The sequence below is a fragment of the Dyadobacter sp. CY323 genome (genome assembly GCF_021390245.1).
Classification (GTDB): domain Bacteria; phylum Bacteroidota; class Bacteroidia; order Cytophagales; family Spirosomataceae; genus Dyadobacter.
The window spans coordinates 80,543-96,159 of sequence record NZ_JAJUXH010000004.1 but is presented as its reverse complement, the minus strand read 5'-3'; the positions used below and the strand labels follow the sequence as shown (position 1 = coordinate 96,159).

The window sequence follows — 15,617 nt, the reverse complement described above, 5'->3', positions numbered from 1 at the left end:
GCTTAAAGCCAGCTTAAAGCCAGCTTAAAACCCAACATAAAATTAGATTAAGTAACAATTAAAAAGGCTAACAGCTAACAGCTAATGGCTAACAGCTTAAGATGAAAAAACAAACCAGAGCGATACGGACCCAGACACCGAAAACCAAGTATCGCGAGCATTCTACGCCATTATTTCTGACCAGCAGCTTCACTTTTGAAAGTGCTGAGCAGGGAAAAGCCCTTTTTGAAGAAACAGAGGAAGGCAATATTTACAGCCGTTTTTCCAATCCATCTGTCCAGGAATTTGTGGACAAGGTTTGTTACCTGGAAGATTGCGAGGATGGCGTTGCTACGGCGACGGGAATGGCGGCGGTATTTGCGAGTATGGCGGCTTTGCTGAAAAGCGGCGATCACATTATAGCGAGCCGGGCGTTGTTTGGCTCTGCGCATCAGGTGATTACACAGATTTTGAGCAAATGGGGCATTACGCATACGTATCTGGATGCGGATGCCAATGAAGCGGACTGGGAAGCTGCGGTACAGCCGAACTCTAAGATGGTTTACCTCGAAACACCTTCGAACCCCGGGCTGGATCTGGTGGATCTGGCTATGGTAGGAAGACTTTGTAAGAAGCATAACCTGATTTTCAATGTAGATAACTGTTTTGCGTCACCTGCATTGCAGAATCCTGCCGAATTTGGCGCAGACTTGGTTTTACATTCTGCTACCAAATTCATGGATGGTCAGGGACGTGTTTTGGGCGGGATTGTTGTTGGTAAAAAGGAATATATCAAGGAGTTACGTTTTTTCTGCCGCCAGACTGGCCCATCCATGTCTCCGTTCAATGCCTGGGTATTGAGCAAAAGCCTTGAAACGCTTGGTCTGAGAATGGAAAAGCATTCACAGAATGCATTGGCTTTGGCGGAGGCTTTGGAGAAACATCCGGATGTGAAGCAGGTTAAGTATCCATTCCTGGAATCGCATCCACAACATGAGCTTGCAAAACAGCAAATGACAGCTGGCGGTGCAGTGGTTACCATTGAACTGGAAGGTGGTTTTGAACGAGTAGCCGCATTTATGGACGCGCTGGAAATTGCTTCGTTATCATCGAATCTGGGAGATACACGCACCATTGTCACAAACCCAAATACGACAACACACGCCAAACTGAAACCGGAAGAGAAAAAAGCTTTAGGAATTACCGAAGGTCTGATCCGCATTTCGGTTGGTCTCGAAGACATCGAAGATTTGATCGAAGACTTCACCAATGCCGTGGAGGTGTCGGTGAAAAGTGATATATTGGGGTAGTTTCCTTTAAACTAAAATGCAATGAAAACGGTAACTATTGACTTACCCGATTCTCTGGACACAGAAGAATTCGAAATAAAAATGCTTTTGGCAGGCCAACTTTATGAGCGCGGTAAACTTAGCCTGGGTCAAGCTGCTCAACTTGTTGGAATAAGTAAACGATCTTTTATCGAGATTATGGGACGGTTCGGATTTTCCATGTTCAGCGATTCGATCGAAGATTTATATAACGACATTGCCAATGCATAATGCCGTAGTAATCTCAGATTCCAGTTGTGTGATTTTATTTACGAAAATTGACGAACTGGATATATTGAGACTCGTCTACGATCACATTTATGTCACACAAGAAATAGCTAGGGAGATTGGAAATGCTTTGCCTGAGTGGGTAGAAGTCAAAGAGGTTCACAACAAGGCGTTGCAATCTTCATTTGAAGAAACTTTGGACATAGGAGAGGCATCTGCGCTGGCACTAGCATTTGAAATTCCTGACTGCGCAGTAATTCTTGACGATATGAAGGCTAGAAAGTCTGCGGAGAAGTTGAAAATCCGAGTAACTGGGAGTATTGGAATAATCTTAATTGCAAAAAAACTAGGCAAAATACCATCTGTAAAAGCTGTTTTTGAGCAAATACGCAAGACCAACTTTCGGATTAGCGACCGAATAATTAATGAGGCAATCAAAGCTGCCGACGAATCACCATGAACGAAGCAATAATAAATTCTCTAAACGCTGCAATCGCAGGTAAAAGCGAAACAGAATCGCTGGCGATTCTTGCAGACCTGTTTCCGGGAGAAGTCGTGTTTTCAACCAGTCTCGGTTATGAAGATCAGGTGATTACGGACTTTATCTGGAAGAATAATCTGAACATTACCATTTTCACATTGGATACCGGGAGGCTTTTTGCAGAAACTTACATGACGCTGCAGAAAACCAATAACCGCTACGATTCCAAAGTGAAGGTTTACTATCCGCAAACAACTGCGGTTGAGGAACTGGTAAGCACAAAAGGGCCGCTGAGTTTTTATGATTCGGTCGAAAACAGAAAGGAATGCTGCTTCATCCGTAAAGTAGAACCTCTGAACCGTGCATTGAAAGGTGCGAAAATATGGATAACAGGTATCCGCGCCGAACAGTCGGGGAACCGCCATGATATGCCTCAGCTTGAATGGGACGAAGCGCATCAGTTAGTGAAATTCCACCCGATTTTGAATTGGAATTTCGAAGAAGTAAAGCATTATATAAAATCGAACGGAATTCCATATAACCCATTGCACGACAAAGGCTTTGTAAGCATTGGTTGTGCACCTTGTACCCGCGCTATCCAGGAAGGCGAAGATTTCAGGGCCGGCCGCTGGTGGTGGGAAGACGAGTCGAAAAAGGAGTGCGGGCTGCATGCGAAGTAGGTATAAGCGGTTGGCTAGTAGCTGTTAGCTGTTAGCCTTTATAACAAAAAAAGCTAATCGCTAAAAGCTAACAACTAAAAGCCATTAGCAAAGTTTCTTGCAAGAAAAATAATCAAATATGTCAATTTCAGTTAAAGAAGCCTCAGGAATAACCACCGATCGGAGTGCTCCGGATTATCTGGACCAGCTCGAAGCCGAGGCCATTTACATTATGCGTGAAGTAGCCGGTCAGTTTGAGAGGCCTGCACTTTTATTTTCAGGTGGGAAGGATTCCATCACTCTTGTTCATTTGGCTCAAAAAGCATTTGCGCCCGGAAAAATTCCTTTTCCATTGGTGCATGTTGATACAGGTCACAACTTTATCGAGGCCATTGAGTACCGGGACGAGCTTGCCGAAAAAATCGGTGCCAAGCTCGTGGTAAGGTATGTGGAAGATACCATCAAGGCGAAAGGACTGAAAGAACAGACCGGAAAGAATGCGAGCCGCAACTGGTTGCAGACATTTACTTTATTAGATACAATCGAAGAATTTGAATTTGATGCCTGCATTGGCGGGGCGCGCCGGGATGAAGAAAAAGCACGTGCGAAAGAGCGTATCTTCTCATTCCGTGACGAATTCGGCCAGTGGGACCCAAAACGTCAGCGTCCGGAACTTTGGAATCTGTTCAATGGTCGCATTCAGAAAGGTGAGAATGTACGGGTTTTCCCGATCTCAAACTGGACTGAGCTGGATGTGTGGGCTTATCTGAAAAGAGAGGGCATTACACTTCCATCTATTTATTTCTCACACGAAAGAGAGCTGATATTACGTGACGGAAAACTCCTTAACAATACACCTGTCATCGAAGCCGATCCGGAAGATCGGATCGTGACGCGCCAGGTCCGTTTCCGTACCGTAGGCGATATGACCTGTACCGCCGCCGTTGAATCGAGCGCAGCTACTCTGGATGAAGTCATTGCAGAAATCACCATTTCCAGGATCAGCGAGCGCGGCGAAACCCGTATCGACGACCAGCAGACGGAAGCGGCGATGGAAGATCGCAAAAAGGGGGGGTATTTCTGAGATTTTGTGAGGTGTGAAAAGTGAGATGTGAGATGTTGGGGGGAGTAATAGTTATTCAAAAATGGCATTAAAGTGGATTTATTAAGATTTATAACAGCAGGCTCCGTTGATGACGGTAAAAGTACCTTGATCGGACGATTGCTTTACGATACAAAAAACATTCTGGCTGATCAGATGGAAGCCATTGAGCGTGCCAGTAAAACGCGTAATTCGGGTGAGATCGATCTTGCATTGTTAACCGATGGTTTGCGTTCAGAACGCGAGCAGGGGATTACGATCGATGTTGCCTATAAATATTTCCAAACTCCGAACCGCAAGTTTATCAGCATTGATGCCCCCGGACACATTCAGTATACACGGAATATGGTTACCGGAGCTTCCAATGCAGATCTGGCGATCATTCTGGTAGATGCACGTCATGGCGTGGTTGAACAAACGAGAAGACACTCGCTGATCGCTTCCATGCTGGGAATCCCACACGTAATTGTGGCCATTAACAAAATGGACCTGGTTGGAAACTCGCAAGATGCCTTTTTAGAGATTGCAAAAAGCTACACGGAACTGGCGGAAAAATTATCCATTAAAGACCTTACCATAATTCCGGTGAGTGCATTGAATGGGGATAATATTGTAGAACGGTCGCCCAACATGGGCTGGTACACCGGCGAAACCCTGCTATCTGTCCTTGAAACGGTGAATGTATTAAAAGATCAGAATCAGGAAGACGGACGGTTTGCAGTGCAATATGTAATCCGTCCTCAGACGGAGGAATTGCACGATTACCGTGGTTATGCCGGACGCGTGCAGAGCGGAACATTTAAAAAAGGAGATCTGGTCAAAGTATTGCCATCTGAGCAGGAATCTAAAATTGCTAAAATAGAATTTGGCGGAAACGAAATCGAGGAGGCCTCTGTTTTAGAATCTGTGACGATATTACTTGAAGACGATATCGACATCAGCCGCGGCGACTCTATTGTTTCATTGACCAATTCCCCGATCGTGAGCCAGGATATCGAAGCGTTGGTATGCTGGATGGACGACAGAAAAACGTTGAAACCAGGCAATAAATACGTTTTGCAACACGGAACAGCACGTTCGCGCTGTTCGGTCAGGGACATCGAATATCAGATTGACATCAATTCTTACGAAAAGCTGGATTCTGAAAGCCTTAAACTGAACGATGTTGCAAGGATCGTTCTAAGAACCGCTCAGCCCATTGCATACGATCCTTATCAGAAAAACCGGGCAAACGGCGCAGCAATTCTGATTGACGAGACGTCGAATGTTACGGTTGGCGCTTGCATGATTGAATAGGACAAATGTTGGTGTTGTCACCAACATTCCAGATAGAATATAGAATACCATCATACCATGAGCGAAATAATCATTTCTGACAGAGTATCCGCCGTTGCAAAGCGTGATATCATTGATTTGAACCAAAAAATCAGTGCATTTAATACGGGCGAGACGCCGGAAGAAGCATTCCGTAAATTTCGTCTGACACGTGGCGTTTACGGCCAGCGCCAGCCGGGAGTGCAAATGATCCGGATCAAATTACCGTACGGACGCATTACCGCTGACCAACTGGTACGCATTGCAGATACGTCTGACAAATTTGCAACCGGCAACCTGCATGCAACTACACGTCAGGACATCCAGCTGCACTTTGTAAAACTTTCTGATTCCCCGCAGTTGTGGGCTGATCTGGAAGATGCCGGAATTACATTGAAAGAAGCCTGCGGAAATACGATCCGTAACGTAACAGCCTCATCGGTAGCTGGTATCGACCCCGACGAACCTTTTGATGTAACGCCGATAACGCATTCGATATTCAGTTATTTCCTTCGCAATCCGATTAACCAGGATATGGGAAGGAAATTCAAAATCGCAGTTTCTTCTTCTGAAAAGGATTCTGCGCTGGCATTCATCCACGACGTGGGACTGATCGCCAAAATGGGAGTAAATGAAGCCGGCGAAGCGGTAAAAGGTTATAAGGTATTGATCGGCGGCGGATTAGGCGCTCAGCCTTTTTCAGCCCAAACTGCCTTCGAATTTCTGGAAGAAGAAAAGGTAATCCCTTTTATCGAAGCATTACTCCGGGTTTTTGACCGATATGGAGAACGCGTCCGTCGTCACAAAGCGCGCATGAAGTTTCTTTTGAATGACCTGGGTCTGGAAGAAATGCTGGCCCGTGTCGAGGAGCAGCGTATTGCATTAAAAAACAAGGTTTTCACCATTCCTGAGGACTTATTCGGAACCAAGGAAGCGGAGTCCGTTACCTATGCCCCCCGCCCCTCTTTGAGCGAAGCAGAGATCTTAAAAATTGCCGCTGAAAGCATTGACGCAGATAAACTGGACATTTTCACAAAATGGCTGCGTACCAATACATTTGAACAAAAACAAAAAGGCTGGCACGCGGTTCAGTTGCGGGTTTTATTGGGTGATATGCACTCGACGATTGCCCGTAGCCTGGCTGATGTGGTCCGCAAATATGCCGCCGATGACATTCGTGTTACTGTAAATCAGGGATATATTCTTCGTTTTGTAAAAGCCGAAGACCTTGTAGCAATCTATCACGAACTTGCTAAACTGGGACTTGCAGCTCCTGGTTTTGACAGTACAATGGACATTACTACATGTCCGGGAACGGATACTTGTAACCTCGCTATTTCGAGCAGTTACGGAATTACGCGCGTACTCGAAGATGTAATGCGTGACGAATATCCGGAAATGATTTACAATCAGGATATTAAGATCAAAATCAGTGGATGTATGAATGGCTGCGGCCAGCATAATGCATGTAACATTGGTTTCCACGGAAGCTCGATAAAAAACGGCAAGCTGGTACTTCCGGCTCTGCAGGTGTTGCTGGGCGGAGGTTTTTCCGGTGATGGCATCGGATTGATTGGGGATAAGGTCATCAAAGTTCCTGCGAAACGCGGACCTGAAACCTTGCGGACCCTTTTTAATGATTACGAATCCAATGCATACGACGGCGAATATTACAACCAGTACTACCTGCGCCAGACTAAAAACTATTTCTTCCAACTGCTAAAACCACTCGCAGATCTTTCGACATTAACGGAGGACGATTACCGCGACTGGGACCACGATGAAATGTTCAAAACAGAGATCGGGGTTGGAGAATGTGCGAGCGTACTGGTGGATCTTGTTGCAACTACCATTACAGAAGGTCAGGAAAAACTGAATCTTGCGAGAGAAAACTACGCATCAGGCATTTGGGCGGACGCAATCTATCATGCTTACAATGTTCTAATTACCGGAGCAAAAGGTTTGTTGATGACCAAAGATGTGAATCTCAATACACAGTATGGTATTATCAATGACTTCGAAACGCATTTCGGCCAGGATTTTCAATACGAAACACCTTCCGAATTCGAGCTCGCGGAAAAAGCTGAAACTCCATTCAAATCTCTCGCATTCAGCATCAATAAATTTGAGCCGACGCAGGAGTTTGCTACTTACTTCATAGAAACAGCCGGTAAATTCCTTGATTTCGTTCGCGATACCAGGGAAGCCCAACTGGTAGAAACAGGCGAACCTGCCTTGCAGGAGCTTACATTTGGAAAAGACAGTTAGTTTTAGCTTTTAGCAGTTAGCGGTTAGCTTTTAGCCAAAAGATCAAAAAAGCTAACCGCTAAAAGCTAAAGGCTGATAGCTAACAGCTAATAGCTAAAATAATGAAACTCACATTAATTGGTGCCGGGCCGGGGGATCCTGATCTGATCACTTTAAAAGGGATTAAGGCTCTGCAAAAAGCCAAAGTGGTATTGTACGACTCCCTCGCTCATCCATCTCTTCTTGACTATTGCCCGGCTGATTGCGAGAAAATCCTTGTCGGAAAACGATTTGGGAAAACCAGTTGTGGCCAGGACGAAATCAATGATTTAATTGTTGAAAAAGCGCGCCGGTATGGCGAAGTGGTACGTCTGAAAGGCGGCGACTCGTTTATTTTTGGCCGCGGCTACGAAGAGCTCATTTTTGCCGCAGAACATGGCATCGAGTCGGATGTAATTCCCGGTATTTCAAGTAGTTATGCAGTTCCGGCGCTGGCTGGTATTCCGCTTACTTCCAGAGGTGTAAGTGAAAGTTTCTGGGTGATCACCGGCACGACCCGCGACCATAATCTGTCGAAAGATCTTTATCTTGCAGCACAGTCAACTGCGACGGTGGTTATCTTAATGGGCCTGCACAAATTGGAAGAAATCGTAGGAATGTATTCGGGACTGGACAAGCTGGATGAGCCGATCACGATCATTCAAAACGGCACGCTGGAAAATCAAAAACTGGTAACCGGAAAAATCAGTAACATCATCCCACTTTCCAAAGTAAGTGAAATGGGATCTCCTGCCATCATAGTGATTGGAAAAGTAGCTGCATTACCTGATTTGACCCACAAAAAAATCCTGGCGATGATGCAGAAAGAAACGTCAGTGAAGGGAAACTAATCAGATCAGGGTTAAAAGCCAGTTCAGGTCAATCACCGTTCCTTTTTCTCTGAATTCAAGAAAGTAGATAATGCAGGCTAGAACGGCGTAGCTGATAAAAAGCCACTTCTTTTTCACCTCGAATTGCTCGTGATGGTGAAAGTAATCGTATACCATCGAAGCGCTGAATCCAAAAATCATAAAGACGAAAGACAGTAGCCCACACTCCTGCCGGTAATGCAGATACGCCTTTAGTGCCGGTGCCCCAAGTACCAGGTACATGAGCCACAATCCAAATCCCATCCTGTACAAATACATGCTCAGACGGCGATCATTCTTGATGTCAAAGATTTCTTCCAGCACAGTTCTGATAGATTTGAAACAGTGAATCTAACAAAATCAGGGCATAAAAGCGAATATTTTCAATACATATAATATCTGTGTAATATTGCGTTCCAGTATAAATAATCCGCTATTTTGCAAAAAGTACTTTTCGCACTTCTGAATCAAGTTTCGTTTCTTTCCTGGAAAAATGCATTCCGGCTCTCGGATTTTTTATGCTTTGTTTTATTTAAAGTAGGAGGTTATCGTAAAAAGGTAATTTGGGAAAATCTTAAAAACAGTTTCCCGGAAAAATCCGACGCCGAGCTCAAATGCATTGCAAAAGATTTCTATCTCCACTTCACAGATCTGATCGTTGAAACCATCAAGTTCCGCACGGCAAGTCCGGAATGTGTGCGGGAAAGATTACGCGGGGATATCAGCATCATGGATGGTTTTTATGCCAAAAAAACCAATATCATTTACTTAATGGGCCACCGCGGGAATTGGGAACTCGCTAATTTATTTTCCTCGCTTTGTTTCTCCCATGAATGCATTGTCGTTTACCGACCACTTCAAAACCAGGCGTCGGATCGATGGTTTTATGACTTGAGAACCCGATTTGGGGCTATTTTGGTGCCGATGGATAACATATTTAAGGAACTCCAGAAACCCCGCGAAAAACCGTACGTAGTCGTTCTCGCCAACGATCAGTCTCCAAATCCTAAGACCGCATTCTGGACCAAATTTCTGCATCAGGATACGGGTGTTTTCAGGGGAGTTGAAACGATTGCGAGAAGGTATAATCTGACCGTTTTATACGCCGATTTTTGCAAAGTCGCGAACAAAAGAGGTTACTACCATGTCGACGTTTCGGTCATTACCGAAACCCCGAAAGAAGTAAAGAACAACGAAATCCTGGACAGGCAGCTTCGCATTTTGGAACAAAACATCATTAATCAGCCCCACAACTGGCTCTGGAGCCACCGCCGCTGGAAGCACAAACGTCCGGAATGCCTGAAACCCGAACAGACTTTATCTTCTGCCGAACAAAAAAGGTAACATGTCAACCAAAGTCGACTTCCGCAGGCACTTATGGAACTGGGAAATGCTCAACTAATTTGCTTCTGCCAAATTATCCTACCAAATTGTGATCGCGAATCATGAGTTACCATATCTGAGACGTCACGAACTTAATTGTGAATAAACCGGTCAAATTCTTAATTCTTCGTTTTTCATCCATTGGGGATATTGTACTGACAACACCGGTGGTCAGATGTCTGAAAAAGCAATTCGCAGGCGCCGAGGTCCATTATTTTACCAAAAGCAAATTTGCGTTTATCCTGAAAGACAATCCCTACATTGATAAGGTGTGGCTTTTAGATAAAAATTCAAAGGAGATCATGGCTGCTTTGAAAGCCGAAAAATTTGACTATGTCATTGATCTTCATACCAATATCCGGACATTAAAGATCAAGTTTCAGCTTGGCGTACCTTCGTTTAGTTTTCCGAAATTAAATGCACAGAAATTTCTTCTGACGCAGTTTAAGATCAATTACATGCCGGACCTGCATATTGTAGACCGGTATATGTCAACCTTGAATTCGTTTCATATTACCAACGACGGCGAGGGCCTGGATTACTTCATACCGTATAAGGATAATGTCGAGCCCGAATGGATACCCGAAACGCACAGAAAAGGGTTTGTCGCTTATGCGATCGGTGGACAGCATAACACCAAGAAGCTGCCCATTCCCCGCATGATCGAATTGTGTCTAAAGATCGGTTACCCGATTATTCTTCTGGGGGGAAAAGAAGATTTTGAGGCTGGTGAAGCAATCCGAAATGCGGTTGGCGATTCGCTGATCCATAATACCTGTGGCAAGTATAACTTCAACCAGTCGGCGTCGCTGGTTCAAAAGTCACTCATTGTTTTTTCACACGATACCGGATTAATGCACGTGGCGGCTGCATTCAAGAAAAAAGTGTATTCGATCTGGGGAAATACGGTGCCGGCTTTTGGCATGTATCCTTACAAAACGGCTTTTGAAGTGTTGGAAAGAAATGGGCTCGGCTGCCGCCCCTGTTCTAAAATTGGCTACAAATCGTGCCCGCAAAAGCACTTCAAATGCATGAACGAGATTTCCTTCTCATTTCAAATCAAAGAACTGCCGGCCGGAAAATAGTGTTAGCACTTTCGACTTGAAGTATTTTACAAACGATCATCCATGACAAAAAAAGTAAATATAGGTTTGGTACAAATGAGCTGTACCAGTGATGTGGAGGCCAATTTTCAAAAAGCAGTGGAGAAGATCCGTGAAGCAGCTGCGAAAGGCGCGAATATCATTTGCTTGCAGGAACTTTTCAAATCCCTATACTTTTGCGACGTTGAAGACCATGCTAATTTCAGCCTGGCCGAAGCTATACCCGGACCTTCCACCGATTCGCTCAGCGCAGTTGCGAAAGAACTGGGCGTGGTGATCATTGCCTCGCTTTTCGAAAAACGGGCGCACGGGTTATATCATAATACAACCGCAGTCCTCGATGCTGACGGAAGCTATCTTGGTAAATACCGCAAAATGCATATTCCGGACGATCCGGGCTATTACGAAAAATTCTACTTTACTCCGGGCGACGCCTCGCCGGGCGACGCCTCGCCAGGAACTGATGGTAAAAAAGACGGGTACCGTATTTTCGAAACAAAGTTTGCTAAAATCGGTGTTCTGATCTGCTGGGACCAATGGTATCCCGAAGCAGCGCGCATTACCAGTTTAATGGGTGCCGAAATCCTCTTTTATCCGACTGCGATCGGATGGGATACCAATGAAAAAGATCCTGAAACGAACGAGGAACAATATGGTGCGTGGCAAACGATACAGCGCGGCCATGCTGTCGCGAATGGCGTTTACGTGGTGTCTGTGAACCGCGTTGGGCGCGAGGCTGATCAGCAGTTTTGGGGAGGTTCGTTTGTCGCCAACCCACATGGAAAGTTACTTTACCTGGCTCCGCATGAGGAAGAAGTGACGCACGTGCAGGAACTTGATCTTCAAAAGCTGGATCATTACCGTACTACCTGGCCGTTTTTGAGGGACCGGAGGATTGACTCATACAAGCCTATTCTCAGAAGATTCATCGACTGATTTTTTTGACCAAATATAATTATTCGTAGTTAGATAAAAATAGGGCTGCCAAATGGCAGCCCTATTTTTATAATATACCGGTTAAACCTCAGTAAATGAAGAAAATGGCTACCGAGTAACCGATCGTTGACAACCATTACCCGCATCTGGACCTGTAACCACTTATATTTTAGACGTTTACATGTAAAAAAAGCTATCGATAATCTACCGGTAAGATAGAGAAACCTTGAACAGAGATTATTGAAATTTTTTATTAAATTATTCCAATACCATTTTCCATTCTTATCAATACACCAATTTTTATTGCAAATAAATTTACTTTTTAAATTTATTCTCTTGCATTTTTTCACAATGTCAGTATATTTGAGATGTCATTAAACGAATGACTGAACTTCTGTACTGAGGAAATATTCTAGCCGCACTCGAATATTTCTGACCGTGTTGAGAGGAATTACACAAAAAACTGGCGAAGGATATTCATCCTTTCGGTTCATTCTGACTCAGCACAATATAATTTTTTTAATACTGGTTTTCTCAACATCGTGGACAAGCAATTGTTGACGTCTAGCTTTTTTGCTTTACTCAAACCCAACGTGTTTGTCCTCGATTAAAGAGGGTATTGCTTTCCGGAAAAGCAGTTTTGCAAGCTTATGGCTGTGTTGTTCTGTCCACGCGAAAGTGTGTGCGGCGCACGGCAACGTGGACACCACACAGCCATAACTTTTTCTCACTCCCATTACTTACCTAACAACAATTTAACCCCAGTTCCTCATGCGTAAAGTTCTACTCTTATTAGTATGGGTGTGCCTTTGCTCTCCGGTTGTTCTTGCCCAGGTCAGGCAGATCAGCGGAAAGGTAACGGCTGCTGAAGATGGTCTCGGACTTGCTGGTGCCTCCATTATTTACAAAGGCACAAATGTCGGTACAAATGCAGATGCGGACGGAAAATTCACTTTTACTGTGCCCGACGATGGAACGCTCGTTATTTCTTATGTCGGTTTCCTGATCAAAGAACTTGCGATCGGCAATCAGACGCAGTTTGATATCAAACTTGACGCTGACACCCGCCAGCTTTCAGAAGTTGTAGTAACTGCTTTTGGTATCCAGCGTGAGAAAAAAGCATTGGGCTACACGGTTCAGGAAGTGAAAGGCAGCGCATTAACCGAGTCGCGGTCCACGAACGTGGCAAACGCATTGTCGGGTAAAATTGCCGGCGTGCGGATCCAATCGAATGGCGGACCCGGCAGTGGCTCCACCATCCAGATCCGCGGCTCCTCTTCCGTTTCGGGAAATAACCAGCCACTGATCGTCATCGACGGGGTACCCATGGAGCAAACCGCGAACAAAACATATGGAGGCGGCATATCGGAGGTTAACCCGGACAACATTAAAGAAATGTCGGTTTTGAAAGGACCAAATGCGGCAGCTCTTTACGGATCGCGTGCAGCAAACGGGGTTATATTGATTACTACAAAAAATGGCCAGGGCACAAAAGGACTTGGCGTCGACATCAACTCAAACATCACATTCGAACGTCCCTGGATCAAGCCTGACTTCCAGAATACCTATGGCGGTGGAAACGGGTACCGTACCTGGTACAACGACGGGTGGAGCGGCAACATCTCCGATCCCAAAGAAATCGCTCAGTACAGATCGGTATATGACGCAAGATATCCTCTGGCAGGTTCAGAAGGTACCGACGAAAGCTGGGGAGCTCCGATGGACGGGCGCCTGGTGAGACAGTGGTGGACTGGTGACGATGTTGCACCACTGACTCCTCAGCCTAACAACTGGGAAGAATACTGGCAAACAGGCCGCACCATCACCAACAGCGTGGCATTGAACGGCGGAAACGACAAAGGCTTCTTTCGTCTGGGATTGAGCCGCCTGGATCAGAAAGGAATCATGTATTACAATGATTTCCATCGCAACAACTTCCGCATCAACTCGGGATATAATCTTACTAAAAATCTGAGCGTGACGCTTTCAGGTGAGTACATCAAATCGGGCTCGGATAACCGCAGCTATACGGGCGGTCAGGAGTTTATCTGGTCTCACCGTTCGGTTTCTTGGGACCAGCTGCGTGACTACGAAAGCTATATTGGCGTTCACAACCAGCGTGGCGCGGATACCGATCCCCCAAACTGGCAACATACTTTCTTTACAAACCCTTATTTTTCTCAAAGAGAATTGCCTTCGAGCAACGAGAAAGACCGTTTGTTGGGCAACATCGCATTAACCTATAAAATCCTTCCTTCGCTGACACTTCTGGTTCGTTCGGGAACAGACTTATGGAGTGACACACGGATCAACGTATCCAACTTCCTTCGTGTTCGTAATGGCGTGCGTACACCGGGCCGTTTCTCAGAAGAAGTATTGCGCAGCCAGGAAACGAACTCGGATTTTATGTTGACCTACAACAAAAACCTGACTTCTGATTTTGGCTTGAATGTTCAGGTAGGCGGCATTCAGCGTAAAAATTATTACAAAAGAAACTACTTCTATGTAGGCGAACTCGTAGTGGACGGACTTTACAATGCAGGCAACTCGGTAGCGAGCGCCAACAGCATTGAAAGTAACATTACTGAGTCTGAAACACAAAGCTTGTTCGGTACTGCCAATTTCTCGTGGAAAGATGCCCTTTTCCTTGATCTGACTGCACGCAACGACTGGTCGAGCACATTGCCATCCAATGCGCGTTCTTACTTCTACCCTTCTGCCTCACTTAGTGCGGTGGTTACGGAACTGCTTGACATTAAAGGAAATATCCTCTCATTTGGCAAAGTCCGTGCGAGTTATGCTCAGGTTGGCAACGATGCATTACCTTATCAGCTGGCACAAACGTTCCTGGCCGGCGCACCATGGAATGGCTCCGTTGCCAAGTTTTCGGAAAACATTCAGATCGCGAACAGCGCGTTGAAGCCCGAGATCACAACAGGTCTGGAACTTGGAGCGGATCTTCGATTCCTGAAAGGCAAAATCGGGTTGGACGTGACGTATTATGAGCAGACAACCAAAGATCAGATCCTGGGGGTTGAGATCTCGAAAGCGAGCGGTTACAATACACGTATCCTGAATGCAGGTAAAATCACAAACAAAGGAGTGGAGGTAACGATCTCGGGAACGCCGGTGAAGCTGCCGGGCGGTTTTAGCTGGGATGTTTCTTTGAACTACGCACGCAACCGCAACAAAGTAGTTGAGCTGGCAGAAGGCTTGACAACCTATACACTTGCTACACAAAGAGGTATGTCTTCGGAGGCGCGCGTGGGAGAAGCCTACGGCACATTCTACGGGGTCGGTTTCCAGAAAGCGCCGGACGGACAAGTAATTTACGGCTCAAACGGATTGCCATTGACTGCTGCGGGAATGAAACTCGGTAACGTTCAGCCTGACTGGATCGGCGGTATGCTGAACACATTCAATTACAAAGGTATTTCGCTGAGTGTTTTGGTTGATGCACGCATCGGCGGGGACATTTACGACGAAGGAACAGGTACTGCACGCTGGACAGGCCAATATGCTGAAACTGCATTGGGCCGTGAAGAAGGTGTGATCGGGAAAGGTGTTCGTGAGGTTACCGGCGCAGACGGAAGCAAATCGTACGTACCCAATGACCTGATCGTTACTGCAAACCAGCTTTACGGATACAGCAACCCGCGCAACTACCACGAATCGGCCATTTTCGATGCCAGCTATGTAAAACTGCGCGAGTTGTCACTTGGCTACAGTTTCAGCCCTTCTGTACTGAAAAGGATCAAGATCCAGTCCGCTAAACTTTCAGTAGTAGGCCGTAACGTGTGGATGATCTTTAAAAACACGCCTCACATCGACCCAGAAATTGATGCAAAAGGTGGAAATGGCCAGGGTTTTGGCTACGGTGAACTTCCAAGCTCGCGGAGCGTGGGTATGAACCTGTCATTGTCATTCTGATCCAGTCAACTCAATTACG

General features: G+C 45.6%; 13 protein-coding genes. 12 read left to right on the top strand and 1 reads right to left on the bottom strand.

Annotated features, from left to right (window positions below; genetic code table 11):
• Nucleotides 1-101 precede the first annotated feature (101 nt).
• From LZG72_RS09420 to cobA, 8 genes are all read left to right on the top strand, one after another.
• A complete protein-coding gene (locus tag LZG72_RS09420) occupies nt 102-1,289 on the top strand; it encodes a PLP-dependent aspartate aminotransferase family protein (RefSeq protein WP_233870722.1) in 1,188 nt (395 codons plus the stop codon).
• Between the two features lie 21 nt (nt 1,290-1,310).
• Nucleotides 1,311-1,538, top strand: coding sequence for a UPF0175 family protein (locus tag LZG72_RS09415; protein ID WP_233870720.1), 228 nt, complete (start codon nt 1,311-1,313; stop codon nt 1,536-1,538).
• Nucleotides 1,531-1,995: a DUF3368 domain-containing protein gene (locus tag LZG72_RS09410; protein WP_233870718.1), complete on the top strand. Its 465-nt coding sequence runs from the start codon at nt 1,531-1,533 to the stop codon at nt 1,993-1,995. Before LZG72_RS09415 ends, LZG72_RS09410 begins: the two co-directional genes overlap by 8 nt.
• Entirely contained in the window at nt 1,992-2,696 is a 705-nt protein-coding gene (locus LZG72_RS09405) for a phosphoadenylyl-sulfate reductase (protein WP_233870716.1), read from the top strand. Before LZG72_RS09410 ends, LZG72_RS09405 begins: the two co-directional genes overlap by 4 nt.
• A gap of 118 nt (nt 2,697-2,814) precedes the next feature.
• Entirely contained in the window at nt 2,815-3,759 is a 945-nt protein-coding gene (gene cysD / locus LZG72_RS09400; RefSeq protein ID WP_233870714.1) for a sulfate adenylyltransferase subunit CysD, read from the top strand.
• A gap of 72 nt (nt 3,760-3,831) precedes the next feature.
• The gene (locus LZG72_RS09395; RefSeq protein ID WP_233870712.1) at nt 3,832-5,073 is read left to right on the top strand and encodes a sulfate adenylyltransferase subunit 1; all 1,242 of its coding nucleotides are present in this window, start codon (nt 3,832-3,834) and stop codon (nt 5,071-5,073) included.
• A gap of 57 nt (nt 5,074-5,130) precedes the next feature.
• Nucleotides 5,131-7,359 carry a nitrite/sulfite reductase gene (locus LZG72_RS09390; RefSeq protein WP_233870710.1) on the top strand — a complete coding sequence of 743 codons (2,229 nt, stop codon included), beginning with the start codon at nt 5,131-5,133 and terminating at the stop codon, nt 7,357-7,359.
• Between the two features lie 101 nt (nt 7,360-7,460).
• Nucleotides 7,461-8,228: a uroporphyrinogen-III C-methyltransferase gene (cobA, locus tag LZG72_RS09385; RefSeq protein ID WP_233870708.1), complete on the top strand. Its 768-nt coding sequence runs from the start codon at nt 7,461-7,463 to the stop codon at nt 8,226-8,228.
• Here cobA and LZG72_RS09380 read toward each other — a convergent pair whose 3' ends face one another.
• Nucleotides 8,229-8,570, bottom strand: a complete 342-nt coding sequence (locus LZG72_RS09380) for a hypothetical protein (protein WP_233870706.1) — start codon at nt 8,568-8,570, stop codon at nt 8,229-8,231. It lies immediately after the preceding gene.
• A 114-nt stretch (nt 8,571-8,684) separates the two neighbouring features.
• Here LZG72_RS09380 and LZG72_RS09375 point away from each other — a divergent pair, with 114 nt between their 5' ends.
• From LZG72_RS09375 to LZG72_RS09360, 4 genes are all read left to right on the top strand, one after another.
• A complete protein-coding gene (locus LZG72_RS09375) occupies nt 8,685-9,590 on the top strand; it encodes a lysophospholipid acyltransferase family protein (protein WP_233870704.1) in 906 nt (301 codons plus the stop codon).
• Between the two features lie 137 nt (nt 9,591-9,727).
• Entirely contained in the window at nt 9,728-10,714 is a 987-nt protein-coding gene (locus LZG72_RS09370; RefSeq protein ID WP_233870702.1) for a glycosyltransferase family 9 protein, read from the top strand.
• Between the two features lie 42 nt (nt 10,715-10,756).
• Nucleotides 10,757-11,668, top strand: a complete 912-nt coding sequence (locus tag LZG72_RS09365; RefSeq protein WP_255700993.1) for a carbon-nitrogen hydrolase — start codon at nt 10,757-10,759, stop codon at nt 11,666-11,668.
• 771 nt (nt 11,669-12,439) lie between these two features.
• Complete coding sequence (locus LZG72_RS09360; RefSeq protein WP_233870701.1) at nt 12,440-15,598, top strand: SusC/RagA family TonB-linked outer membrane protein; 3,159 nt, start codon at nt 12,440-12,442, stop codon at nt 15,596-15,598.
• Nucleotides 15,599-15,617 lie beyond the last annotated feature (19 nt).

Coding starts and splice junctions, on each gene's coding strand:
- cysD (WP_233870714.1), top strand. CDS start 2,815: ATGTCAATTTCAGTTAAAGAAGCCTCAGGAATAACCACCGATCGGAGT.
- LZG72_RS09415 (WP_233870720.1), top strand. CDS start 1,311: ATGAAAACGGTAACTATTGACTTACCCGATTCTCTGGACACAGAAGAA.
- cobA (WP_233870708.1), top strand. CDS start 7,461: ATGAAACTCACATTAATTGGTGCCGGGCCGGGGGATCCTGATCTGATC.
- LZG72_RS09420 (WP_233870722.1), top strand. CDS start 102: ATGAAAAAACAAACCAGAGCGATACGGACCCAGACACCGAAAACCAAG.
- LZG72_RS09360 (WP_233870701.1), top strand. CDS start 12,440: ATGCGTAAAGTTCTACTCTTATTAGTATGGGTGTGCCTTTGCTCTCCG.
- LZG72_RS09405 (WP_233870716.1), top strand. CDS start 1,992: ATGAACGAAGCAATAATAAATTCTCTAAACGCTGCAATCGCAGGTAAA.
- LZG72_RS09390 (WP_233870710.1), top strand. CDS start 5,131: ATGAGCGAAATAATCATTTCTGACAGAGTATCCGCCGTTGCAAAGCGT.
- LZG72_RS09410 (WP_233870718.1), top strand. CDS start 1,531: ATGCATAATGCCGTAGTAATCTCAGATTCCAGTTGTGTGATTTTATTT.
- LZG72_RS09365 (WP_255700993.1), top strand. CDS start 10,757: ATGACAAAAAAAGTAAATATAGGTTTGGTACAAATGAGCTGTACCAGT.